Source organism: Pseudomonas ficuserectae (genome assembly GCF_024584585.1).
GTDB classification, from domain to species: Bacteria; Pseudomonadota; Gammaproteobacteria; order Pseudomonadales; family Pseudomonadaceae; genus Aquipseudomonas; species Aquipseudomonas amygdali.
The window spans coordinates 1601486-1626611 of sequence record NZ_CP085684.1; the positions used below are offsets into that span (position 1 = coordinate 1601486).

The following is a 25126-nucleotide window of genomic DNA, read 5'->3' on the forward strand; positions in this document are numbered from 1 at the left end:
ACCAGCTGTCGTCCTTCTAGAGACTGCCCGGGATCAGGCGCAAGGCCATGATCCGGGCAGTCATTACGGCAGCGCGCTTACTGCGGCACGCCTTTTTCCCAGTTCTTCCAATCACCGACAATGGCCTGCACCAGCGGGTTACCGGTGCGGTACAGATTTTCCAGTGCTGGTACGAAGGCGCCCTGATCGGCGTACTTGAGCAGGTTGTCCACCTCGCTGTAACCCGGATACGGACGGTCGAAATCGGAACCTGCGCGCACCACGGCCAGTCGATTGACGTCTACCTTGCCTGCCTTGCTGGCGCGTAACAGGGCTTCGTACGTCGAGTTGTCCTCCTGCTGGGTGGTGCAATACACGCCTTTGCCGTCGGTCAGCAGCTTGGTCCAGACTTCCGCCCGCTCACTCAGACGCGTTCCGGAAAACCATGTGTTGCCCGCCAGCGTATCGCACTGCGTCACCTGCGGCGGCTGATTGGCTGGGGCGTAAGGGTACTTGACGCGCCAGGCGGCGGATTCCTTGCTCTCGCTGAGCGTCACTTTTTGCGACAGGGCGAAGGCCTTGGCCTGAAGTTTGGGGTTCAGCTCGAAGACTTCAGTCTTGTAGTCCAGCGGCGGCTTTTCGTTCGGACCCTTGGTGTTGATACCCAGGTAACCGGTCGGCCAGTCCTTGGGCACGTCGCGCGAATCGATTTCCCACTGCGTGCCGAACTCCACCAGATAATGCGCCCACGCGGTGGTGCCGAGCGTGCCGTGGTGCGGGTTGATGCCGGCAATGCCCGCGACGATGAAGTAAGTCTTGCGCAGGTCGAATTGCGGCGACAGGGCCAGGGCCAGAGTCGATGCTGCGGCATTGGTCTGACCCATGCCGGTGACCATCAGGCAGACGTCCTGAGCGTTGCAGCGGATGGCCGGATACTCGGCGGCAAGGCCGGGCACCTGGATCTCCTTGGTCAGATGCAGCCGGTCGATCCAGTTCTGCGCTTCGGGTGCAAACATGGCGACCAGCATGACCTTGGGCGTGACTGGCGTAACCGGCGCGGTGGCTGCCCAGAGGGCAGGGCTAAGCAGGGCCAGTGTGGCGCCAAGTGTGTTGCGGGTGATGTGTTTCATGAAAACTCCTGTCGTCATAATCAGTTTCAGAACTGGTAACCCACGCCTGCGTAATATCCCCAGCCGTCGGAGCGCGCACGGAAGTTGCCTTCGCCGAAGTTCAGCTCGCTGCCGTCCTGCCAGTTGCCGCCGTTGTGGAAGTAACGACCCACCAGGGTGAAGCGCAGGTGCGTGAAGGCGTAAAGCAGCACGTTGGTGGCGACTGTGGAGTTGCCAGTGCGTGCCGGATCGTTCTTGAGGTCCGAACCGAAATCGAAGTTGGTGAAGCCGATGTACGTCAGCGAAGCGCCGTTGTCGAATTTGCTGATCGGTACGATGTATTTGAGCTGGGCGCGATAGCCATCCCACGAGTACTCATTGCTGGCACCGTAGTTCTCCCACTGGTAGCGGCCATAGAAATTGGCCGACAGATTGACCCGCGAGTGGGTGTCGATGTCAGTGCCAAGGCCGCTGTACAGGGTGTTTGCACGGTTGGCCGAGTTGCTGCCGTGATCGTAGATCCAGTCAAAGGCGACGTACCATTCCTTGAACGGCCCGACGGCCAGACTGCGCCCGGCCAGATAGTCGATGGAGATACGTGGCTCATGCTCCATGAACAATGGCGAGCCATGATCCCAGACGCCTTTGTCATTATCATTGCCGATGCCGAGGATCTTCGGCACGTCGACATAGCCATAGAGCTCAAACGGCCCCTTGCGGCCGAAGTACTCGTACTCCAGATAAATGTCATCGTTGGGCTTGGGGCCGAAGCTGATGTCCTTGCTGCCGATCAGCGTCAGGTCCTGGTTGAACCAGTCTGAAAAGTACGCGCCTTTGCCTTCCTTGGGCGAGGCGGGCGGGCTGAGTGCTTCGCCTTGAGCCGAGTCTTCGGCGGCGGGCTGTGCCAGGACGCTGGTGCATGGCAACGCCGCAGCGGCGGCGAACAACAGAGGCATGAGGAATCTTGAGGGCGTTGCGGATCGAGTGAATGGCGGCTGTGGCATTGAAGCTCCTTTTCGTGGGCGCGTACTGCTGATCGCAAACGTTTGCACAGCCCATGCCAAAGTGTTTCAAGATGTTGAATGGCTTGGATATCAGGCACAGAAGATGACCGATCGGGCAGGAAACTGCCCGCAAGCTGTGCGCGGTGTCACCGCCAGTGCCCCGCGATGTTCCGTTTTGCCTCAAAGGCCCGGACGGGCGGCTGCCAATATCACCACTTCCAGGCCGATAATCAGATTGATTCCGACCAGCCGGCGAATGTGACCGAGTGCTGCTGCGCCTTCGGCCCATTGTTCGGCGTCCACGGCGCGACGCAACTCCGGCAACTGCAATGAATGGATACGCAGGAACAGCGCAACCATCACCACGTACAGGCCCATCATGATCTGCACATAGCGCGGCGCAGTTTCAAAGCCGGTGAAGTTCAGCTGGATCATGCCGATGCCGGTAATCGGCAGCAGCACCACGGCTGCCCAGACCCAGACGAAGAAGCGTGGAAACACCTGGACCCACACTTTCAAGCGAGAAGGGCCTTCAAGTGCTGCAATGACTGCTGGACGCAAGACCATCCAGGCGAAAAACATCCCGCCAACCCACACCAGGGCAGCCAGCAGATGCAGCGTATAGACAGTAGAAAAAGCGGTCATCGGACACTCCGTTCTGCGCGGATGGATTTAGCGCGCTATGATAGCGCCCACTCAGAACTACTGAAAATTTATCCAGCCTTTTTAGCCGTGCCCCCGAACCGAAGCCAATGATCAGTACCGAACTCAAAACCCAGATCCAGGGCGCTTACTCGCGTTTCCTCGAAGCCAAAAGCCTCAAGCCGCGCTATGGCCAGCGATTGATGATCGCTGAAGTCGCCAAGGTGCTGGGGGACATTGACACCGATGAAGAGGGCCGTCGTTCGGGCGATCCTGCGGTAGTGGCCGTCGAGGCCGGGACGGGTACCGGTAAGACCGTGGCCTATGCCATCGCCTCGATTCCCACTGCCAAGGCGGCAGGCAAGCGGCTGGTGATCGCCACCGCGACCGTCGCCCTGCAGGAGCAGATCGTCTATAAGGACCTGCCGGACCTGATGCGCAACAGCGGTCTGAATTTTACCTTCGCTCTGGCCAAGGGCCGCGGCCGTTACATGTGCCTGTCGAAACTCGACGCGTTGCTGCAGGAGAGCGACGCGACCAACGCGACTGCGCAGCTTTTCGAGGAAGAAGGCTTCAAGATCGAGGTCGATGAAGCCAGTCAGAAGCTGTTCACCAGCATGCTGCAGAAGCTGGCGGGCAATAAGTGGGACGGTGATCGCGACAGCTGGCCTCAGGAACTCGCCGATCAGGACTGGGCGCGGCTGACCACCGATCACAGCCAGTGCACCAACCGGCATTGCCCCAACTTTCAACAGTGTGCTTTCTATAAGGCGCGCGAAGGCATGGGTAAGGTTGACGTGATTGTCACCAACCATGACATGGTGCTGGCGGACCTCGCGCTGGGCGGCGGCGCCGTGCTGCCCGACCCGCGTGACACGCTGTACGTGTTCGACGAAGGCCATCACCTGCCCGACAAGGCCATCGGCCACTTCGCTCATTACACCCGACTGAAGTCCACCGCTGACTGGCTTGAACAGACAGCCAAGAACCTCGCCAAGCTGCTGGCCCAACACCCGCTGCTCGGCGATCTGGGCAAGCTGATCGAGCAGGTGCCGGAGCTGGCCCGCGAGATCAAGGGGCATCAGCAGTTCATGTTCGGTGCCTGCGAGCAACTGGCAGATTTCCGCGCCGGTGAAGACATGCAGGGTCGCGAGCGGCCCCGTCACCGCTTTGTCGGCGGCATGATCCCCGAGCACATCCGCGAGATGGGCATCGAGCTCAAGAAGGGCTTTGCGCGCCTGGACGATCTGTTCACGCGCCTGACCGAGCTGCTCAAGGAAGGCATGGATGGCGAAGTCAACATCGGTATCGCCAGCCATCAGGCTGAAGAGTGGTACCCGCTGTTCGGCAGCCTGCTGGCCCGCGCCCACGGTAACTGGGAACTGTGGACCGCCTTTACCGCCGAAGACCCGGAAGACAGCCCGCCCATGGCGCGCTGGCTGACCCTGGCCGACAGCGGTGCAATGTTCGATATCGAGGTCAATGCCAGCCCGATCCTGGCGGCGGAAATGCTGCGTCGCAACTTGTGGAACATCGCCTATGGGGCGCTGGTGACTTCTGCGACACTGACCGCGCTGGGCAAATTCGACCGCTATCGCATGCGTGCGGGTCTGCCCAAAGGGGCTGTTACCGCCGTGGTGCCAAGCCCGTTCCATCACGCCGACGCTGGTGTGCTGCGCGTGCCGGACCTCAAGGCCGACCCGCGTGACTCGGTGGCCCATACCGCAGCGATCATTCGCGACCTGCCCGGGCTGGTGGAAGGTTCGCGAGGCACGCTGGTGCTGTATTCGTCGCGCAAGCAGATGCAGGACGTTTTCGACGGCCTGGACCGGGACTGGCGCAAGCAGGTGTTCATCCAGGGCAACCTGTCCAAGCAGGAAACCCTCAACAAGCACAAGGCGCGGGTCGACAGCGGCGAGTCCAGCGTACTGTTCGGACTGGCCAGCTTCGCCGAGGGTGTGGACTTGCCCGGTGCGTACTGCGAGCACGTGGTCATCGCCAAGATTCCGTTCGCGGTGCCGGATGACCCGGTCGAGGCCGCTCTGGCCGAGTGGATCGAAGCGCGTGGTGGCAACCCGTTCATGGAGATCGCCGTGCCGGATGCCTCTTTGCGTCTGGTACAGGCCTGTGGCCGCCTGCTGCGTACCGAAGAAGACCGCGGCACTATCACGTTGCTGGACCGACGTGTCGTCACCCAGCGCTATGGCAAGGCGATTCTCAATGCGCTGCCACCGTTCCGCCGGGAAATAACCTGAGCCAAAGATGAAGAGCGTTTCACATCTGTTCCCAAAGCGCTCGATCGCTGAAACAATACGCGCCATTTAGCCTGTCGTCAGGCTCATGTTGCCAGTCAGGAGTCAACCGTTGCAGATTCAGGGTCATTACGAACTTCAATTCGAAGCAGTACGTGAAGCCTTTGCGGCGCTCTTTGACGACCCTCAGGAGCGCGGCGCTGCCTTGTGCATTCAGGTCGGCGGCCAGACCGTCATTGATCTGTGGGCGGGCACGGCCGACAAGGACGGTGCCGAGGCGTGGCACACCGACACCATTCTCAACCTGTTCTCCTGCACCAAGACCTTTACCAGCGTGGCGGTATTGCAGCTGGTTGAAGAAGGCAAGTTGAAGCTGGACGAACCCGTCGCCAGGCTCTGGCCCGAATTCGCCGCGGCGGGCAAGGCATCGATCACTTTGCGTCAGCTGCTCTGCCATCAGGCCGGTTTGCCTGCGCTGCGCGAGCAATTGCCTGCCGAAGCGCTTTACCAGTGGGACACCATGACGGCGGCGCTGGCGGCCGAAGAACCTTGGTGGACGCCGGGGCAGGGTCACGGTTACGCGGCAATCACCTATGGCTGGCTGGTGGGCGAGATGCTGCGTCGGGCCGACGGTCGAGGCCCTGGGGAATCCATTGCCGCGCGTATTTCTCGCCCGCTGGGGCTGGATTTTCATGTGGGCCTGGCTGATGACCAGTTTCATCGTGTCGCCCATATCGCGCGCGGCAAAGGCAATGCCGGTGACGACGCTGCCCAGCGCGTGTTGCAGGCGACGATGCGTGAGCCAGCCTCCATCACTGCCAAGGCGTTCACTAATCCGCCGTCGATCATGACCAGCACCAACAAACCCGAATGGCGCCGCATGCAGCAACCGGCGGCCAACGGCCACGGCAATGCGCGCAGTCTTGCCGGTTTCTATAACGGTTTGCTGGATGGCAGCCTGCTTGAAGCAGACATGCTCAACGAGCTGACCCGTGAGCACAGCCTCGGTCAGGACAGGACTCTGCTGACCTCGACCCGCCTGGGCCTGGGCTGCATGCTTGACCAACCGACCGTTGCCAATGCGACCTATGGTCTTGGTCCCAAGGCGTTTGGCCATCCCGGGGCAGGCGGTTCGGTCGGGTTCGCCGATCCTGATTACGAGGTTGCTTTTGGCTTCGTTACCAACACCCTGGGGCCGTACATTCTGATGGACCCACGTGCGCAGAAACTGGTCGGAATCCTGCGTGAGTGTTTGCAGTAAGTATCGGCCATAAGTGCTTGTTTCATACCGACTGTCAGTTAAATGGCTGTAACAGGAACCGTACGACGGTTTCTTTTTCCAACTGCATCTTTATGCATGTTATACCGGCGTAGTCACGTCCTTCTGTCTGATCAAAACCGTTGCGGGTTATCCATGTCGTCTAATAAAAGCCTCGTTCTCGCCCTGTGTATCGCCGTTACCGGCTGTGCTCAAACCCCTCAATCCGACTCTGCTGGTACTGCTGCAAAGGCTCCGGCACCAAGCCCGGCACCTGCTCCGGTCGCCAAGGCCGCTGCGGCACCAGCAGCACCTGCCGCTGGCGCTGAAAACAGCGCGCCTTGGTACTGGCCGTTCGGCTCGAAAGATAACGCGCAGGTCAAACCTGATGCCGTGGCCGACAAGCCTGCCGACAAGTCAGCTGCGCCTGCGCTGGTAGCCAAGTCGGAAACCGACAGCAAGTGGTGGTGGCCGTTCGGTAGCGAGGGCAAGAAGGACGAGCCTAAAGCGCTGCCGATGCCTGATCCGAAAGTGACCCAGGCCTGGCTGGACGAGTACGAGCCGCGTCTGCGCGCTGCAATCAAGGACAGCCCGTTCCAGCTGGAGCGTCGCGAAGACCTGCTGGCAATCACTGCACCGGTCGACAGCTCGTTCAACCCTGACCGTCCTGCGATGCTGCTGCCCAACACGCTGGGCCCGATCACGCGACTGGCCAAGGTGGTCGAAGGCGATCAGAAAACTGCCGTGCTGATTCTCGGTCATGCCGACACATCGGGACCTACCGAAGCCAACCAGAAGATCAGCCAGGAACGCGCGCAGTCTGTTGCCGCGATTTTCCGTCTCAGTGGCCTGGAGCGTAATCGTCTGAGCCAGCGTGGGATGGGTGCCGTGATGCCACGTGCCGCCAACGACAGCCTGCAAGGCCGTGCACTCAACCGTCGTGTTGAAATCCTCATGACGCCGCAGGACACCATGCGCGCGCTGATGGCCCGTTATGCGTTGCCGCCGGTTGCTCCAGTCATGGTTGCCACCCAGGACGTCAAGCCAGTAGCGCCAGCACCTGCTGCCGCGCCTGCCAAGAAAGCCGCCGTGGCGAAGAAAGACACGGCCAAGAAAGCGCCGGCCAAGGCCAGCACTGCCAAAAAGGCCGCGCCTGCCAAGACCACCGCAGCAGCTAAAAAACCGGCAGCGACCAAGGCCTCGGCCAAGGCGCCCGCCAAGAAAGATGACAGCCAGGCCAGTAACTGAGGCCCGGTTACCTCACGACTTTCGTCTCCACGCTCCGCGCTTTGCGTTGTGCACAAGTCCTGAATAGCCTGAAAAACAAGGCTTTCAGGCTTCTGCCCGGAGGGCGTGGGAGCGAACTTGTTCGCGAAAAGGTCGGTACAGTCTCCGAAACGTATCGTCTGAATCACCGTCTTCGCGAACAAGTTCGCTCCCACGGCCTTCGGCCAGAATCAAAAACGAATGTGTGATAACGGCGAGCGCCGAGCCTCGTAACGAGAGTTAGCTAACGTTCATGATATCTGCGCAGGAATGAAACCATGACTCAGACCCTGGCCGACATGCGCCGTGATTACACCCGCGACGGGTTGACCGAAGCGCAATCACCGGACGAGCCCTTCGCGCTCTTCCATACCTGGTTTGACGACGCTGTAAAGACCGAACAACCACCTGTCGAGGCCAATGCCATGACCCTGGCAACGGTTGATGAGCAAGGACGTCCGCATTGCCGTGTCTTGCTGCTCAAGGGGCTGGACACGCAGGGTTTCACGTTCTTCACTAACTACGAAAGCGCCAAGGGCCAGCAACTGGCTGCACGTCCATTCGCGGCCATGACGTTCTTCTGGCCAACGCTGGAGCGTCAGGTGCGTATCGAAGGCCGGGTCGAGAAAGTCAGCGCGCAGGAGTCCGATGCTTATTACCAGGTGCGTCCTCTGGGCAGCCGTTTGGGGGCATGGGCCTCACCCCAAAGTCGCGTGATCGCAGATCGTGACGAGCTGGAAGGTCTGATCAGACAGACGGAACAACGCTTCGCAGACACCCAGCCACACTGCCCCGAGCACTGGGGGGGCTACCGCCTTTTGCCTGAGCGAATCGAGTTTTGGCAGGGTCGCTCCAGTCGACTTCATGACCGTTTGAACTATCGTTCGGTAGACGGCAGGTGGACGCGCGAGCGCCTTGCGCCCTGATTGAATTATTCGTCCGGGCCATCGTCTGAGCGTTATGCAGGTGGGCCGCTGTATGCCGCCTGAATGAACTTAAATTGCAGGATCGGGGCCGTGACAGCACCTTTGTCAGGTAGTCTAATGGCCACTGATTCCTCTGGAGATTCCCTTATGCGCAAGTCCGCTCTTCTGGTTGCTTCGTTCACTGCCATGGCATTGATGCTGGGCGGCTGTGCCTCAAACCTGACCGGTGATTCCTATTCCCGCGATGAGGCCAGGACCGTACAGACCGTCCGCATGGGCACTATCGAATCCTTGCGTCCGGTTAAAATCGAAGGCACCAAGACTCCGATTGGCGGGGCTGCGGGTGCGGTCGTCGGCGGCGTAGGTGGCAGCGCTATCGGTGGCGGTCGCGGCAGCATCGTGGCTGCGGTAATCGGCGCGGTGGCCGGTGGTCTGCTGGGTTCAGCGACCGAAGAAGGCCTGACCCGTACGCAGGGTGTTGAAATCACCGTGCGTGAAGATGACGGCAGCATGCGTGCCTATGTGCAGCAGGTTCAGGAAAACGAGATTTTCCGTGTCGGCGAGCGCGTACGCATCATGAGTGTCAACGGCACAAGCCGCGTCACTCACTGATTTGCAGCACCGCACAGCAAAACCCCGAGCCGCAATGCTCGGGGTTTTTTATTGCCAGGCGTGAATATCGTGCCAATGCTCACGAATACGATGTATCGAACGCCCTATTTCTTGGGGGTGTCGCGGCCTCTTCGCGAGCAAGCTCGCTCCCACAAGACTTATGTATAACGATGGTCATTCTGAGGTCAGCCCTCAATCCCCAGCATGTCCCGCACCAATGCTTCGGCAACCCGAATGCCGTCTACGCCAGCCGAGAGAATCCCGCCCGCATAGCCAGCGCCTTCACCGGCCGGGTAAAGGCCTTTGGTGTTCAGGCTTTGCAGGGTCGGTCCGCGGGTAATGCGCAGCGGGGCCGAGGTACGGGTTTCGATGCCGGTCAGCACCGCATCGTGCAGCGAGAAGCCTTTGATCTGCTTGTCGAACGCAGGCAATGCTTCACGAATGGCTTCAATGGCAAAGGCGGGCAGGGCGTCGGCCAGGTCCACCAGTTTCACGCCCGGCTTGTATGAGGGCTCAACGCTGCCCAGTGCTGTCGAGGCCCTGCCAGCGATAAAGTCGCCGACCAACTGCGCCGGCGCTTCATAACTGCTGCCGCCGAGCAGATACGCATGAGACTCCAGGCGTTCCTGCAACTCGATACCGGCCAGCGGACTGCCGGGGAAATCCTGTTCCGGAGAAATACCGACCACAATGCCCGAGTTGGCATTACGCTCGTTGCGCGAATACTGGCTCATGCCATTGGTGACCACGCGCCCCGGCTCTGAAGTGGCGGCTACGACAGTGCCACCAGGGCACATGCAGAAACTGTAGACCGAGCGACCGTTGCTGGCGTGGTGCACCAGTTTGTAGTCAGCTGCACCCAGCTTCGGGTGCCCGGCGTATTTGCCCAGCCGCGCGCGGTCGATCAGCGACTGCGGGTGCTCGATACGGAACCCCACCGAAAACGGCTTGGCTTCCATGAACACGCCACGGCCATGCAGCATGCGGAAGGTGTCGCGGGCACTGTGGCCCAGCGCCAGAATGACGTGCCGGGATTCGATCTGCTCGCCACTGTCGAGCTGGACGCCCAGCAATTGGCCGTCCTCGATCATCAGGTCGGTCACGCGCTGCTGAAAGCGCACTTCGCCGCCCAGCGCTTCTATCTGATGGCGCATGTTCTCGACCACGCCGGTCAGACGGAACGTGCCGATATGCGGCTTGCTGACGTAGAGGATTTCTTCCGGTGCACCGGCTTTCACGAACTCGTGCAGCACCTTGCGGCCAATAAACTTCGGGTCCTTGATCTGGCTGTAAAGCTTGCCGTCGGAAAAGGTCCCGGCACCGCCTTCACCGAACTGCACGTTGGATTCTGGGTTGAGCACGTTTTTGCGCCACAGTGCCCAAGTGTCCTTGGTGCGCTGGCGAACTTCGGTGCCGCGCTCGAGGATGATCGGCTTGAAGCCCATCTGCGCCAGCAGCAGCCCGGCAAAGATACCGCATGGGCCGAAACCCACGACGATCGGGCGCTCTGTCAGCCCCTCGGGAGCGTGACCGACCACTTTATAGCTGACATCAGGTGCAGGGCCGACGTGGCGGTCATCGCCCAGTTTGCGCAGCAGTGCCTGTTCATCACTGACCTGAAAGTCGATGGTGTAGATAAAGCACAGTTCGGATGACTTTTTGCGCGCGTCGTAACTGCGTTTGAAGAGGGTAAAGTCCAGCAGTTCGCTGCCGTCGATGCCCAGGCGCTGCAAGAGTGCAACGCGCAGGTCTTCTTCCGGGTGATCGATCGGCAGCTTGAGTTCGGTGATTCGTAACATTAAGGGGTCCAGTTTTCGGGCCGCAGGTTCAGCCCGACAGCACTACAAGACCGGCGATTATAAGCGCTGAACCCCTTTGGCGGCGAGCCTGCCTGATCACTCGTCGCGCGAACCGCCATAATAACCGCAGCCACGCTGGGCCTGGCCGTTGATACGCAGTTCGGCCGTCAGGTGTTGTACCGAGCCATTGACGCTGTCAACGCAGCGTTGTGGCGCCACCCAGATCTCGATGCGCTGGTTGTTGGCTTCGCTGCTGACGCTGAAGCTGCCGTCGGGCAGTTTCTCTTCCACGTAAGGCAAGGCAAGCGGTGCAAGACCTTCGCGCTCCAGCACCATGCCCTTGCCACTGACGTTGACGTTCCAGGCGGGTTTATTGCCATTGACGTGCAAGGTCAGACGTTTGAAATTGGCGTCTTCACAGGCTTGGCCGGGACGCTCGACGCGGTACAGCTGATGCAGGTCCAGCTGACCATCGCTGTTGGCCGCTTTGCTCGCAACAAAGTTACCGCGCAGATCGGCGAATACCGTGCCCTTGCTGTCTGCCAGTGAAGCAGCTTCCTGCAAGATGCCGGTATTGCCGCGATCCTTGACCACATAGCGCCGCTGCTCGTTGCACGGTTTGAACAGCAACTGGCCATTGCTGCCCGTCAGGTCGCCCTGCATACGGAGCATGCCTGCCGTGGAAACCTTGGGTTCCTCGGTCTGTTTGCCGAGCAGTTGGCACCCGGCGAACAGTGGCAGAAGGGCAAATACGAGGACGGAACGGGCAGCAAACATGGTGTGGTCTCCAGACAAGTGTCGCCACGTTACTCAGACTGGAGGTGCATCACAAGGGGGAACGGCCAGACCTGCGCCGCAGTGTGACGCGGAGCGTCACGAAAGGCATTACCACGCAGAGCGTGGTAATGAGAATCATCGTGGCCCATCCTGGTTCTGAACGTTAATGCGCTTCGCAGCGCTTACCCGCCCAGATACGCATCCCGCACTTTCGGATCGACCAGCAGTTCTTCGCCGGTGCCTTGCATCACCACACGACCGTTTTCCAGTACATAAGCGCGGTCGGCGACTTTCAGCGCCTGATTGGCGTTCTGTTCGACCAGAAACACCGTCACACCATCGCGACGCAACTGTTCAACGATCTCGAAAATCTGCTGGATGATGATCGGAGCCAAGCCCAGCGAAGGCTCGTCGAGCAACAGCAGCTTGGGCTTGCTCATCAACGCACGACCGATGGCCAGCATCTGCTGTTCGCCACCGGACATGGTGCCGCCGCGCTGATTGAAGCGTTCCTTGAGGCGCGGAAAGAGCTGCAGGACCTTGTCCATCTGCTCCTGATAATCAGCCTTTTCCGTGAAGAAACCGCCCATCGCCAGGTTCTCTTCAACGGTCAGACGCGCAAACACGCGACGGCCTTCCGGTACTACGGCGATACTCTTGCGCATGATGATCGACGACTCCAGCCCGACCAGTTCTTCGCCCATGTAGCGAATACTGCCGCTGTGCGCGCGTGGTGAGCCGCACAGGGTCATCAGCAGCGTGGACTTGCCTGCGCCGTTGGCGCCGATCAGGGTGACGATTTCGCCTTGACGTACTTCAACGTTGACGCTGTGCAGCGCCTGGATCTTGCCGTAGAAAGTGGAAACGTTTTCGAACTGCAGCATTTACGCTTCCCCCAGATAGGCTTTGATCACATCAGGATTGTCACGAATCTGTTCCGGCGTTCCGTCTGCCAGAGGCGTGCCTTGATTGATCACCACAATGTGGTCGGAAATGCTCATCACCAGTTTCATGTCGTGCTCGATCAACAGGACCGTAGCATTGTGTTCGCTGCGCAACACGCCGATCAGGGCTTTCAGGTCGTCGGTTTCTCTGGGGTTCAGCCCGGCTGCCGGTTCGTCGAGCATCAGAATGCGCGGGCGCGTCATCATGCAGCGGGCGATTTCCAGACGGCGTTGCTGACCGTAGGCCAGTGTACCGGCAGGGCGGTTAGCGAATTCCTTGAGGTTGACGGCTTCCAGCCAGTGCTCGGCGTAGTCCATGGCTTCGCGTTCGCTGCGACGGAACGCCGGGGTTTTGAACAAACCGGCCAGGAAGTTGGTATTCAAATGCCGATGCTGGGCAACCAGCAGGTTCTCTACAGCGGTCATTTCCTTGAACAGGCGCACGTTCTGGAACGTACGCACCACGCCCTTGCGAGCAATCTGGTGACCGGCTAGGCCTTGGATGGGCTCGCCGTCCAGCAGAATAGTGCCTGCGCTTGGCCGGTAGAAACCGGTCAGGCAATTGAAAACGGTGGTCTTGCCCGCGCCGTTGGGGCCGATCATCGACACGACCTGCCCTTGATTGACGGTCAGGGCAACGCCATTGACCGCCAGCAGGCCGCCAAAACGCATGCTCAAGCCGGTGGCTTGCAGTAATGGGCGGCTCATTTCGGCAGCTCCGTTTTCAATTTCATTTCAGGCCGTTGCATGGGCAGGAAGCCTTGAGGGCGCCAGATCATCATCAGCACCATCAGCGCGCCGAACATCAACATGCGGTAGTCGCTGAACTCGCGCATCAGTTCAGGCAGCAGAATCATCACGATGGCGGCCAGGATCACGCCCAGCTGCGAGCCCATACCGCCGAGCACGACGATGGCGAGGATGATTGCCGATTCGATGAAGGTGAACGATTCCGGGGTGATCAGACCCTGACGTGCGGCAAAGAAGCTGCCTGCGAAACCGGCGAACGCAGCGCCAAGGGTGAACGCCGAGAGCTTGATCACGGTCGGATTCAGCCCCAGCGCGCGACAGGCGATCTCGTCTTCACGCAGCGCCTCCCAGGCCCGGCCGATCGGCATGCGCAGCAGGCGGTTGATGACGAACAGTGCCGCCAGCGCCAGCAGCAGGGCGATCAGGTAAAGGAAGACGACCTTGTTGATCGAGTTGTAAGGCAGGCCGAAGAACTCGTGGAAGGTCTGCATGCCCTCGGCGGTCTTGCGCTCGAACGTCAGGCCGAAGAACGTCGGCTTGTCGATGTTGCTGATGCCGTTCGGGCCACCGGTCAGCTCGGTGAGGTTGCGCAGGAAGATGCGGATGATCTCGCCGAACCCCAGCGTCACGATGGCCAGATAGTCACCGCGCAGGCGTAGCACCGGGAACCCCAGCAAGAACCCGAACAGCGCCGCCATCAGTCCCGCAATCGGCAGGCAGATCCAGAAGCCGAGCCCATAGTAGTGCGACAGCAAGGCGTAGCTGTAGGCACCGACTGCATAGAAACCGACATAGCCCAGGTCCAGCAGACCGGCCAGACCAACCACGATGTTCAGGCCCAGGCCGAGCATGACGTAGATCAGGATCAGCGTGGCGATGTCCACCGCACCGCGCGACCCGAAGAATGGCCAGATGAACGCCAGCACGATCAATGCGGCCAGACCCCAGCGTTGGGTTTTCGGCTGAGTCAGGAAATCGCTGGTCTTCTGCGAGATCAACGGCTTTTCGGTACCGCGGCGCATGCTGCCGATCTGTTCTGCGAACAGTACGCGCAAGAACAGCATGACCGAACAGAAGGCAATGATGGTCAGGGTCAGCGGGCTGGCGTTCTGCACTTGCAGGGTGACGCCGGAAAAGGCCAGTTTCAGGCCGAACACCGGGTAGGCCACGGCCCAGACCAGTGCGGCGCTGAACAGCGCCTGTTTGAAAGACTTGCTCATACTTTCTCAACCTCCGGACGACCCAGGATGCCGGTCGGTCGGAACAGCAGCACCAGAACCAGCAGGCCGAAGGCCACGACGTCCTTGTACTGATCACCAAAAATGTCGGCACCGAAGGCTTCGGCGACGCCCAGTACCAGGCCACCGAGCACAGCGCCCGGGATCGAACCGATACCGCCCAGTACGGCAGCAGTGAAGGCTTTCAGGCCGACCAGAAAGCCGGCGCTCGGGTTGATCACGCCGTACTGCATGCTCAGCAGCATCGCCGCGACGGCAGCCAGTGCAGCACCGACCACGAAGGTCAGGGCAATGATGTTGTTGGTGTTGATCCCCAGCAGGTTGGCCATTTTCATGTCCTCGGCACAGGCACGGCAGGCACGGCCCATGCGTGAGCGGGAGATGAACAGTGTCAGGCCGGTCATGGCCAGCAGGGTGACGACAAAGACCACGATCTGCATGTAGGAGATCAGCACTTCCTGAGCGCCACCGGGCCCGAACGACAGGCTGCCGGGCAGCAGGTTGGGGATGGCGAAGTTGCCGGAGCCCTGAGAAAGCTGAACCGAGTTCTGCAGGAAGATCGACATGCCGATTGCAGAAATCAGTGGAATCAGACGGTTGCTGTTGCGCAACGGACGGTAGGCCACACGCTCGATGCTGTATCCGTAGGCACTGGTTACGACGATGGCTGCGGCGAAACCGGCAATCATCAGCAACGGCAGGCTGTGAATACCCAGCATCGCCAGACCGGCGAGCGCCATGAAAGCTACATAGGAACCGATCATGTACACCTCGCCATGGGCGAAGTTGATCATTCCTATGATGCCGTACACCATCGTGTAGCCGATGGCGATCAATGCATACGTACTGCCAATGGTCAGGCCATTGACCAGCTGCTGCATGTAGTGGAATAACTCGGGCATTTACCGCGCTCCTAAAAACCTGATCTGCATTTCTCTGACCTGCGCCGGGGTGGCATTCTGTCGATGCGTAGCCTGTTGCGCTGTCAGGGAACCGCTGTTGACGGTTTTAAGATTTTCAGGGGGCCTCGTGCATGCAGTTCGGGTGGCCGAAACGTGCGTACGGGCCTGGATTCGTAAAACAAAGCCCACTGCGCTGGCAGTGGGCTTTGAGGGTTAACGCAAGCAGCTTATTTGGCGGCTTCGGTCTTCGGTTTGCCGAAGTGCCACTCGTAAACCACGAACTGGAAGTTCTTCAGATCACCTTTGTCGTCGTAGCTCAGCTCGCCCATCGGGGTCTTGAAGGTGCCAGCATGGATGGCAGCAGCCACCTTGGCTGTGTCTTCGGACTTGGCGGCGGCAATGCCATCAGCAATGACCTGAACGGCGGAGTAGGACGGGTAGACGAACGGGCCGCTCGGGTCTTCTTTCTTGGCCTTGAAGGCTTCGGTCAGCGCCTGGTTGGCCGGGTCCTGGTCGAAGGATTTTGGCAGGGTGACCAGCAGGCCTTCCGAAGCATCGCCGGCGATCTGCGAGATGGACTCGTTGCCCACGCCTTCAGGTCCCATGAACTTCGCGTTCAGGCCTTTTTCCTTGGACTGGCGCAGGATCTGACCCAGCTCCGGGTGGTAGCCGCCGTAGTAGACGAAGTCGACGTTGGCTTGCTTGAGCTTGGCGATCAGCGACGAGAAGTCCTTGTCACCTGCGTTGATACCTTCGAACAGAGCAACCTTGACGCCTTTTTTCTCCAGCGTCTGCTTGACTGCTGTCGCGATACCTTCGCCGTACTGCTGCTTGTCGTGAATCACAGCAACGATTTTCGGCTTGGCGACGTCGGCAATGTAGTTGCCTGCGGCCGGGCCCTGGGCGCTGTCGAGACCGATGGTGCGGAATACCAGTTTGTAGCCGCGTGCGGTGATTTCCGGGCTGGTGGCAGCCGGGGTCACCATGATGATGCCTTCGTCTTCGTAAACGTCGGACGCTGGCTGGGCGGAGCTGGAGCACAGGTGACCGACCACGTATTTCACGCCGTCGTTGACCACCTTGTTGGCGACCGCAACGGCCTGTTTCGGATCGCAGGCGTCATCGTATTCGACGGCTTCAAGCTTTTTGCCATCCACGCCGCCTTTGGCGTTGATCTGCTCGATGGCCATTTTGGCACCGTTGAACTGCATGGTGCCGTATTCGGCAACCGGGCCGGTCTTGGGGCCGGCGATGCCGATCTTGATGGTGTCAGCTGCGAACGAATGGCTGGCAACCCCCGCCATAACCAGTGCGGCAAACAGCCTTGAAAGCTTATTGGTACCCTTAGTCATGATGCTCCACTCTTGCGTTGTAGTTTTTATAATCCTGATGGCCAAGGCTCCAGGACCGGATTCGATCACCGGTTCTCCCACGCCGCCAACTGTACCGGAACAGTTTAGAGTGCCTCTCGTTGGCTTGGAAAGCCGGGCGTTTGGGGACAAACCGATGCGTGTCGCTTAATCGAAAGAAAGTTACAGAATCAAACCGCCTGAGCCCTGAAATCGCTTCAGATCCATAAGGTTATCTGCACTTTCCCGCGATAAATCACCTGCTTCTGGGCTTGCCGATGGGAAAGTCAGCGCTATCATTGCGCCGATTTTCTTTCTGGTGAAAACCCATGACGCAAGAACCTAGCACCCTCTATGCCAAACTGCTTGGCGAAACCGCATCAATCACCTGGACTGAATTGCAACCATTCTTTGCCAAGGGTGCCCTGTTGTGGGTCGAGCTGCCTCTGGATTTGATCGAAGTTGCCGAGGCCGTGGCCGAAAATGATGCAGTGAGGGTGTCTGCATGGCTGGCTGAAGGACAGGTCGGCAAGGTCTCGGAAAGCAAGGCGCTTGAGCTGGTGGAGACCGATCCTTCGCTCTGGGCTGTAGTGGTGGCACCTTGGGTTCTGATTCAAAACAGAGCGCAGGATTGATTTACGCACCATTGAGGTGCCTGAAGATTTGCCGGAGTGAGTTGGAAGGTAACTGTCCCGGCGTCGACGTAGCGTAAAACCACACCTGCCGACCAGTGACTACAGAGCGTAGCGTCAGGTACGGACGGGCCTGTGACTGGCAAATTCGTCATTGTCGGTCAGGTCGGCAAACACATCGGCAGGTTCTGAAACGTCGATGTCCGGGCCGTGCATGTGCGGTGGTGGCAGGGCAGACCAACGGGTAGTCGGTTCGCGCTCGTTCATCTGTCTGGCAAGGGGCAGGATTCGCTCCAGTGGCTGAGGCTTGCTGAACAGATAGCCTTGTACATAATCACTGCCGAACCGGCTGAGAAACTCAAGTTGAGCCGGGGTTTCCACGCCTTCCGTGACGACTTTCAGGTGCAGGGTATGAGCCATGACGAGAATCGCCTGGACGATTTCCATATCCTGTGGAGATTGGGGAATATCAATGATGAATGATCGATCGATCTTCAGCGTGTCCAGTGGCAGCCGCTTGAGATAGGCCAGCGATGAGTAGCCGGTGCCGAAGTCGTCAATCGACAGGGAGACCCCCAGGCTGCGAATGTGCTTGAGCATCAGAATGGTATTGCTGATATTGCCCATCAACGCATTTTCGGTCACCTCCAGTTCCAGTCGGCCAGGTGCAACGTCGGCGTCGGCCAGTGCCTGCTCGACCTCTTCGACCAGTTCGTCGCGGCCCAGCGTGAGTGCCGAGCAGTTGACCGTGATGATCAGCTGTTCCAGCCCTTCCTGACGCAGTGTGCGCAGGTCGTGACAGGCGCGGCGCAGCACCCAGTTATCCAGCTCGGCGATCAGCCCGTTGGCCTCGGCAATACCGATGAAGCGCCCGGGAGCCAGCAAACCGTGTTGCGGGTGATTCCAGCGCACCAGTGCCTCCAGCTTGGCAACGTGGCCAGTACGCATGTCGACGATAGGCTGATAGTAGACCTGCAGGCCGGTCTCTTCGCGCAGGGCATTGCGCAGTTCCTCCTCCAGATGCAGCTCCAGGCTGGCCCTGGTCTTGAGCGCGGGGCTGAAGAAATTGACCCTGTTGCGTCCGTTGCCCTTGGACTGGTAAAGCGCGAGGTCTGCGTGTTTGAGCAGTTCATCACAGGTCGAACCGTCACGCGGGAACACGGCGATACCGATACTGGTCGTCATGACCATGCGCCTTCCTGCCAGCGCGATGGTTTCCTTCATTTTTTGCATGACCCGATAGGCCAGGTGTCGTGCCTCCTCGTAGTCCGGAATGCTCAGCAGGATGCAGAATTCATCGCCCCCGAAACGGGAGACCACGTCTTGCACACGGGTGGCGCTGCGGATGCGTTCGGCAATCACCTTGAGCAGTTCGTCACCGGCGTCATGGCCCAGACTGTCGTTAATGCGCTTGAAGTGGTCGATGTCCAGAAACATCACTGCAAGCATGCCGTTGTTGTAGGTGTGCTCCTGCAGCTTTTCGGCGAATATCTGATTGAAGCCCCGGCGGTTGATCAGGTTGGTCAACGGGTCGTAATGGGCCACCTGCTGAAGCGAGACGCGGGCCTGATCCAGCTGGCTGAGCAGCGCGTTGACGCGTTGCAGGTCGTGCTCCTTGCCTTGCAGTTTCTTGTCGGCCATTGCCGCGCTGATGCTGCCGGCGATGATAAGCAGGGTGATGGCGGCAATGGTAAGCCCAAGCTGCTGGCTGTTTTCGGTGCCGGGGATGTGCAGCGCAGCGCCTTCGGGCATGACCAGTCGCAGTGCCCTCATGCCCATCAGGTGCATGGTCAGCAAACCCGCACCCAGCAGAAGACTCACCCCGTAGCGGAACATCTGATGAAACATGCCGTTGTACTGACGCAGATGCCGGGACAGTGTCAGCAGAGCAATGCTGGAAAGGACGGCAACCACGATCGACAGCGCGAACATCCGTGGTTCGTAGTACTGCGTGGCAGCGGAGCGCATCGCCGACATGCCCAGATAGTGCATGACACTGATGCCGGTCCCCATGACCAGCGAACTGATCAGACAGCGCCTGAGCGTCAGCTCTGGGATGGTCAGGGCTCTCATGGCCACCAGTGCAGTGATCAGCACGATCAGCAGGGAAGCCAGCGTGACGGTCAGGTCGTAAGAGATTTTCAGCGGGGCCTCAAACGCCAGCATGCTGATGAAATGCATCGCCCACACGCCGCCCGCCAGGCATAACGCGCCCAGTGCTTTCCACAGGCGACGGCTCTTGATGGCGTCGACCTGAATGACGCGGTCGGCAATATCCAGCGTGGCGAAGGATGCGGCGCAAGCCACACCGTAAGCCAGCGCTACCAGAAACAGGTTATGACTGCAGTCGATTAATAATTGCCCGTCCGCTGGGGGGCCAGCGAATACGTTCAAACCCAGCCACTCCATAGCGCGCCCTATTCTCACTACAAGAGCGCCAAGCCTCAGGACCTGGCGATTTGAGCTGAGTATAGAAGCTGTTTACAACCTGCCACCCCTGCGAGCGGCCATTTTGATATTGACTCAATAACGAATAGTTATAAAAGGCCATCATGTCCTATGCGTAGTTACGAATGTTTACAGACAGATAGCGCTTCTGCTTCTAGATTGAAGTGACTGAGAGTCAAGGGATGGATGCCTTATGAACACGCTCCAGGCTGAAAACGCTACTCAGGCTGCCAATGCCTGGCGCGTGCTGTTCCTGCTTTTTCTGGCCAATCTGTTCAACTTCTTTGATCGCACCATCCCGGCGATTATCGTCGAGCCCATTCGTCTGGAATGGCATTTGAGTGACTTTCAACTGGGGTTGCTGGGGACCGCATTCACGCTGGTCTACGCTTTCGCTGGTCTGCCATTGGGGCGCATGGCCGATAACGGGTCGCGCAAGAAACTCATGGGCTGCGGTCTGGCGGTCTGGAGCGGGTTGACTGCGGTCAATGGCATGGTGGGCAGTTTCTGGACCTTCCTGCTGGTGCGCATGGGCGTCGGCATAGGTGAGGCCAGCTACGCGCCTGCTGCCAACTCACTGATCGGTGATCTGTTTCCAGCCCATCGGCGTGCGCGGGCCATGGGGCTTTTCATGCTGGGTCTGCCTTTGGGTCTACTACTGGCGTTCTTTACCATCGGCGCTATGGTCAAGGCGTTTGACAGCTGGCGCGCACCGTTCTTTATCGCTGCGGTTCCTGGTCTGTTGCTGGCCGTGTTCATCTTTTTCATCAAGGAGCCCAGGCGCGGCGCGGCTGAAAGCGTGCGGATGTCAGAGGCGAAGATTGAAAAGCCGATCCGCCGTGTGCTGTCGATTCCGACCTTTCGTTGGCTGGTGCTGGGCGGTCTGACCTTCAACTTTGCGACTTACGCCTGCAATTCATTCATGGTGCCGATGCTGCATGCAGCGCTATTTTCTGCTGCCCTTGCAGGAAGCTGCAGTGGCGACCGGGGTTATTGTCGGCGTAACCGGGCTGATCGGTCTGACGCTTGGGGGCTGGATAGCCGACAAACTGCATCAGCGCTTTTCCAATGGACGGCTGTTGTTTGCGACCATCAGCATGTTGATCGCCGCACTGGCCACAGGCTATGCGCTGCATGCAGGGCAGATTGGGATCGGTGTGGTCGTGGGGGTGTTCAGTCTGGGCTGGCTGTTCGCTTACAACTTCTATACCTGCGTTTACACCGCTATTCAGGACGTAATCGAACCGCGCCTGCGGGCCACGGCCATGGCGCTGTTCTTTGCCGGGCTTTATTTGCTGGGTGGAGGGCTGGGGCCGGTGGTGGTCGGTTTGCTGTCTGATCACTTTGCCCATGCTGCGATGGGCGTTGCAGGTGTCGAGGTGATGAGCGAAAGCTTTAAAGCCATCGGTTTGCACGATGCCATGTACCTGATTCCGGCAGCGCTGTTTCTGACCTTGCTGTTCCTGTATCAGGCTTCGCGCTGTTTCAGCCGGGATGCCGAGCGGATGAAGGCGAGAATGGCGGCTGACGAGCCGGTGGAGGAGCTGGCGCAGGGGATTGTGGTGGCCAGGCAGTGATCGCGCTGATGCAAGACCGGACGCAGAGCGTCCAGAACGGCATGCGACGCAGAGCGTCGCACGATAGTTAAGGTCATCGTTCCGCACGCTCCAGCGTGGGAATGCCGTGCGTGACGCTCCGCGTCACAAATCTGCGCCGCACTGCACACGCAAGATCGGACGCAGAGCGTCCAGAACGACATGCGACGCAGAGCGTCGCACGATAGTTAAGGTCATCGTTCCGCACGCTCCAGCGTGGGAATGCCGTGCGTGACGTTCTGCGTCACAAATCTGCGCCGCGCCGAACACTCAAGACCGGACGCAGAGCGTCCAGAAAGGCATGCGACGCGGAGCGTCGCACGATAGTTAAGGTCATCGTTCCGCACGCTCCCGCGTGGGAATGCCGTGCGTGACGCTCTGCGTCACAAATCTGCGCCGCGCTGCAAACGCAAGATCGGACGCAGAGCGTCCAGAACGGCATGCGACGCAGAGCGTCGCACGATAGTTAAAGTCATCGTTCCGCACGCTCCAGCGTGGGAATGCCGTGCGTGACGCTCTGCGTCACAAATCTGCGCCGCGCTGCAAACGCAGGATTGGACGCGGAGCGTCCAGAACGGCATGCGACGCAGAGCGTCGCACGATAGTTAAGGTCATCGTTCCGCACGCTCCCGCGTGGGAATGCCGTGCGTGACGCTCTGCGTCACAAATCTGCGCCGCGCCGCACACTCAAGACCGGACGCGGAGCGTATCAAGGCTTCAACCCGCAACCAGTACCCGGATCGCTTCCAGGCGCAGGGCTGCTTTTTCAAGCATGGCCAAGCCTTGTTCGCGCTGGCTGCGCAGGGCGACCAGTTCACTGTCGCGCACGGTCGGGTTGACCGCTTGCAATGCCGTCAGGCGAGCCAGTTCCTCTTCAGTGTCGGCTGCCAGACGACGCTGTGCTTCGGCCACGCGTTCTGCGTGTCTTGGGGTGATTTTCTCTTCGCCCGCATTGATTCTCGGGGTCAACTGGTCACGTTGCGCCTGGATGAACTTGTTGGCGCTGGCACGAGGCACGCTTTCGAGCTGATCATTGAGGGTGTTGAACGACACACGGCTCGACAGATCGTTGCCATTGGCGTCGAGCAGGCAACGCAGCGCGGCAGGAGGCAGGTAGCGCCCCAGCTGCAACGAGCGAGGAGCAACCACTTCGCTGACGTAGATCAGTTCCAGCAGGACAGTGCCCGGCTTGAGCGCCTTGTTCTTGATCAGTGCCACGGCGGTGTTGCCCATCGAGCCGGACAGCACGAGGTCCATACCGCCCTGAACCATCGGGTGCTCCCAGGTGATGAACTGCATGTCTTCGCGAGACAGCGCCTGATTGCGGTCGTAGGTGATGGTCACGCCTTCGTCGTCGCCGAGCGGGAAGCTGGCGTCGAGCATTTTCTCGCTTGGCTTGAGGATCAGAGCGTTTTCCGAATGGTCTTCGCTGTCGATGCCAAAGGCGTCGAACAGGGTTTCCATGTAGATCGGCAGGCTGAACTGATCGTCCTGTTCCAGAATGGCTTCAACCAGCGCTTCGCCTTCGCCGGCGCCGCCGGAATTGAGTTCCAGCAAGCGGTCGCGACCGGTGTGCAGTTCGCTTTCCAGGCGTTCGCGCTCGGTGCGGGCTTCGTCGATCAGACTTTGCCACTCGTCGTCGTCACCGCTTTCCAGCAGCGGCAGCAGGCGCGGGCCCAACTGATGCTGCAGGGCGTTGCCGGTCGGGCAGGTATTGAGGAACGCATTGAGCGCCTCGTGATACCACTGGAACAGGCGTGCCTGCGGGCTGGTTTCCAGGAAGGGGACGTGCAGCTCGATGGTGTGCTTCTGGCCGATCCGGTCCAGACGTCCGATACGCTGCTCCAGCAGGTCCGGGTGCGACGGCAGGTCGAACAGCACCAGATGGTGAGAGAACTGGAAGTTGCGGCCTTCGCTGCCGATTTCCGAGCAGATCAGGACCTGAGCGCCGAATTCTTCGTCCGCAAAATAAGCAGCCGCGCGGTCGCGCTCAAGGATGTTCATACCCTCGTGGAAGACCGTGGCTGGAATGCCGGAACGCACGCGCAGCGCGTCTTCCAAGTCCATGGCGGTTTCGGCGTGGGCACAGATGACCAGCACCTTGACGCGCTTGAGCATTTTTAGTGTGTCGATCAGCCAGTCGACGCGTGGGTCGAAGCGCCACCAGCGCTCTTCTTCGCTGACTTCCGACTGCGACTGGAAGCTGACTTCCGGGTAAAGGTCGGCGTGTTCGCCAACCGGCAACTCAAGGTATTCCACAGGGCAGGGCAGCGGGTATTGATGCAGCTTGCGCTCCGGGAAGCCCTGCACGGCGGCACGGGTGTTGCGAAACAGCACGCGGCCGGTGCCGTGACGGTCCAGCAGTTCTCGAATCAGGCGCGCCTTGGCTTCGTCGTCGCCGGTATTCACGGCCGCCAGCAGGGAATCGCCTTCGGCACCCAGGAAGCCATGAATGGTTTTCTGTGCCGCAGCGGACAGCTTGCCCTTATCAAGCAGCTCCTGAACGGCCTGAGCCACCGGACGGTAGTTCTCGCTTTCGGCGCGGAAGGCCTTGAGGTCGTGGAAGCGGTTCGGGTCCAGCAGGCGCAGGCGGGCGAAGTGGCTGTCCTGACCCAGTTGCTCCGGGGTCGCGGTCAGCAGCAGTACGCCGGCAATGACTTCGGCCAGTTGTTCGACCAGCGAGTATTCGCGGCTGGCCTTGTCTTCGTGCCAGACCAGATGGTGGGCTTCGTCGACTACCATCAGGTCCCAGCCTGCCGCAAACAGGGCGTCCTGGGCTTTTTCGTCTTCGACCAGCCATTCCAGGGCAACCAGTGCAAGCTGGGTGTCTTCGAAGGGGTTGCCTGCATCGCTTTCCATGAAGCGCTCGGCGTCGAACAGCGCGACCTGCAGGTTGAAGCGGCGACGCATTTCCACCAGCCACTGGTGCTGGAGGTTTTCCGGGACCAGAATCAGCACGCGGCTGGCGCGGCCCGACAGCAGTTGGCGATGGATCACCAGACCGGCTTCGATGGTTTTGCCCAGACCCACTTCGTCGGCCAGCAGAACGCGCGGCGCGATACGGTCCGCGACTTCGCGAGCGATGTGCAACTGGTGGGCGATAGGCTGTGCCCGCACGCCACCCAGGCCCCACAGCGAGGACTGCAATTGGCGGCTGGTGTGCTCCAGCGTGTTGTAGCGCAACGAAAACCAGGACAACTGGTCGATCTGGCCAGCGAACAGACGGTCGGTAGCCAGGCGGAACTGGATGAAGTTCGACAGCTGGGTTTCCGGCAGTGTCACCACTTCGTTCTGCGCGTTCAGGCCGTGGTAGACCAGCAGGCCATCGACATCGTCGACTTCGCGTACGGTCATCTTCCAGTTTTCGAAATGTGTGATCACATCGCCTGGGGAGAAGCGCACGCGAGTCAGCGGCGCATTACGCAGTGCGTACTGACGTGTTTCGCCAGTGGCCGGATAGAGCACGGTCAACAAGCGGCCGTCCTGTGCCAGAACGGTGCCTAAACCCAGCTCGGCTTCGCTGTCACTAATCCAGCGTTGCCCCGGTTGATACTGCTGCGCCATGCTGCCTGTCTCCCGCTTGAAAAAGCTGAGTATGTTAACGGAACGCGCACCGAAGGCCAAAGGCAGCGTGAAAAAACTCA

Annotated in this window: 18 protein-coding genes and 2 pseudogenes; 7 read left to right on the forward strand and 13 right to left on the reverse strand. The window is 59.8% G+C overall.

All coding sequences use genetic code 11. The features are described 5' to 3' along the window. Positions 1 to 77: 77 nt before the first annotated feature. The 3 genes from LJU29_RS07195 to LJU29_RS07205 all read right to left on the reverse strand — a co-directional run bounded on the left by LJU29_RS07195 (position 78) and on the right by LJU29_RS07205 (position 2737). On the reverse strand, positions 78 to 1109 hold the full coding sequence (locus tag LJU29_RS07195) for a purine-nucleoside phosphorylase (RefSeq protein ID WP_005732255.1): 1032 nt from the start codon (positions 1107 to 1109) through the stop codon (positions 78 to 80). Positions 1110 to 1135: 26 nt separating this feature from the next. Continuing rightward, on the reverse strand, positions 1136 to 2044 hold the full coding sequence (locus tag LJU29_RS07200) for a nucleoside-specific channel-forming protein Tsx (protein WP_369812041.1): 909 nt from the start codon (positions 2042 to 2044) through the stop codon (positions 1136 to 1138). A gap of 228 nt (positions 2045 to 2272) precedes the next feature. Continuing rightward, complete coding sequence (locus tag LJU29_RS07205; protein WP_257111924.1) at positions 2273 to 2737, reverse strand: CopD family protein; 465 nt, start codon at positions 2735 to 2737, stop codon at positions 2273 to 2275. A 107-nt stretch (positions 2738 to 2844) separates the two neighbouring features. Here LJU29_RS07205 and dinG point away from each other — a divergent pair, with 107 nt between their 5' ends. From dinG to LJU29_RS07230, 5 genes are all read left to right on the forward strand, one after another. Beyond that, entirely contained in the window at positions 2845 to 4989 is a 2145-nt protein-coding gene (gene dinG / locus LJU29_RS07210; RefSeq protein ID WP_257111927.1) for an ATP-dependent DNA helicase DinG, read from the forward strand. Positions 4990 to 5098: 109 nt separating this feature from the next. Next, positions 5099 to 6247 (forward strand): serine hydrolase domain-containing protein, encoded by a 1149-nt coding sequence (locus tag LJU29_RS07215; protein WP_046835229.1) that lies wholly within the window; start codon positions 5099 to 5101, stop codon positions 6245 to 6247. Between the two features lie 153 nt (positions 6248 to 6400). Continuing rightward, positions 6401 to 7492 (forward strand): OmpA family protein, encoded by a 1092-nt coding sequence (locus LJU29_RS07220; protein ID WP_257111929.1) that lies wholly within the window; start codon positions 6401 to 6403, stop codon positions 7490 to 7492. Between the two features lie 296 nt (positions 7493 to 7788). Beyond that, on the forward strand, positions 7789 to 8436 hold the full coding sequence (gene pdxH, locus LJU29_RS07225) for a pyridoxamine 5'-phosphate oxidase (protein WP_004657510.1): 648 nt from the start codon (positions 7789 to 7791) through the stop codon (positions 8434 to 8436). Between the two features lie 147 nt (positions 8437 to 8583). Beyond that, positions 8584 to 9048, forward strand: coding sequence for an outer membrane lipoprotein (locus LJU29_RS07230; protein ID WP_004657512.1), 465 nt, complete (start codon positions 8584 to 8586; stop codon positions 9046 to 9048). Positions 9049 to 9233: 185 nt separating this feature from the next. Here LJU29_RS07230 and LJU29_RS07235 read toward each other — a convergent pair whose 3' ends face one another. The 8 genes and pseudogenes from LJU29_RS07235 to LJU29_RS29285 form a co-directional block, all read right to left on the reverse strand. Then, a complete protein-coding gene (locus tag LJU29_RS07235; protein WP_122322417.1) occupies positions 9234 to 10847 on the reverse strand; it encodes an NAD(P)/FAD-dependent oxidoreductase in 1614 nt (537 codons plus the stop codon). 96 nt (positions 10848 to 10943) lie between these two features. Next, on the reverse strand, positions 10944 to 11624 hold the full coding sequence (locus LJU29_RS07240; protein WP_005755536.1) for a COG3650 family protein: 681 nt from the start codon (positions 11622 to 11624) through the stop codon (positions 10944 to 10946). A 182-nt stretch (positions 11625 to 11806) separates the two neighbouring features. Beyond that, positions 11807 to 12508, reverse strand: coding sequence for an ABC transporter ATP-binding protein (locus LJU29_RS07245; protein WP_002554807.1), 702 nt, complete (start codon positions 12506 to 12508; stop codon positions 11807 to 11809). Continuing rightward, entirely contained in the window at positions 12509 to 13276 is a 768-nt protein-coding gene (gene livG / locus LJU29_RS07250) for a high-affinity branched-chain amino acid ABC transporter ATP-binding protein LivG (RefSeq protein ID WP_002554806.1), read from the reverse strand. Continuing rightward, positions 13273 to 14538 carry a high-affinity branched-chain amino acid ABC transporter permease LivM gene (locus LJU29_RS07255; protein ID WP_005755540.1) on the reverse strand — a complete coding sequence of 422 codons (1266 nt, stop codon included), beginning with the start codon at positions 14536 to 14538 and terminating at the stop codon, positions 13273 to 13275. The genes livG and LJU29_RS07255 overlap by 4 nt, the downstream gene beginning before the upstream one ends. Beyond that, the gene (gene livH / locus LJU29_RS07260; protein WP_002554804.1) at positions 14535 to 15458 is read right to left on the reverse strand and encodes a high-affinity branched-chain amino acid ABC transporter permease LivH; all 924 of its coding nucleotides are present in this window, start codon (positions 15456 to 15458) and stop codon (positions 14535 to 14537) included. Before livH ends, LJU29_RS07255 begins: the two co-directional genes overlap by 4 nt. A 227-nt stretch (positions 15459 to 15685) precedes the next feature. Continuing rightward, on the reverse strand, positions 15686 to 16810 hold the full coding sequence (locus LJU29_RS07265) for a branched-chain amino acid ABC transporter substrate-binding protein (protein ID WP_002554803.1): 1125 nt from the start codon (positions 16808 to 16810) through the stop codon (positions 15686 to 15688). Positions 16811 to 16886: 76 nt separating this feature from the next. Beyond that, positions 16887 to 17107: pseudogene (locus LJU29_RS29285) on the reverse strand (hypothetical protein); the annotation flags it as partial. A 29-nt stretch (positions 17108 to 17136) separates the two neighbouring features. Here LJU29_RS29285 and LJU29_RS07270 point away from each other — a divergent pair. Beyond that, a complete protein-coding gene (locus LJU29_RS07270) occupies positions 17137 to 17442 on the forward strand; it encodes a DUF2288 domain-containing protein (protein WP_002554802.1) in 306 nt (101 codons plus the stop codon). Between the two features lie 114 nt (positions 17443 to 17556). Here LJU29_RS07270 and LJU29_RS07275 read toward each other — a convergent pair whose 3' ends face one another. After that, complete coding sequence (locus LJU29_RS07275) at positions 17557 to 19848, reverse strand: putative bifunctional diguanylate cyclase/phosphodiesterase (RefSeq protein WP_057423701.1); 2292 nt, start codon at positions 19846 to 19848, stop codon at positions 17557 to 17559. A 232-nt stretch (positions 19849 to 20080) separates the two neighbouring features. Between LJU29_RS07275 and LJU29_RS07280 the strand changes: the two are divergent. Next, positions 20081 to 21464 (forward strand): annotated as a pseudogene (locus tag LJU29_RS07280) (spinster family MFS transporter). 735 nt (positions 21465 to 22199) lie between these two features. Here LJU29_RS07280 and rapA read toward each other — a convergent pair. Then, positions 22200 to 25046 (reverse strand): RNA polymerase-associated protein RapA, encoded by a 2847-nt coding sequence (gene rapA / locus LJU29_RS07285; RefSeq protein WP_257111931.1) that lies wholly within the window; start codon positions 25044 to 25046, stop codon positions 22200 to 22202. Positions 25047 to 25126 lie beyond the last annotated feature (80 nt).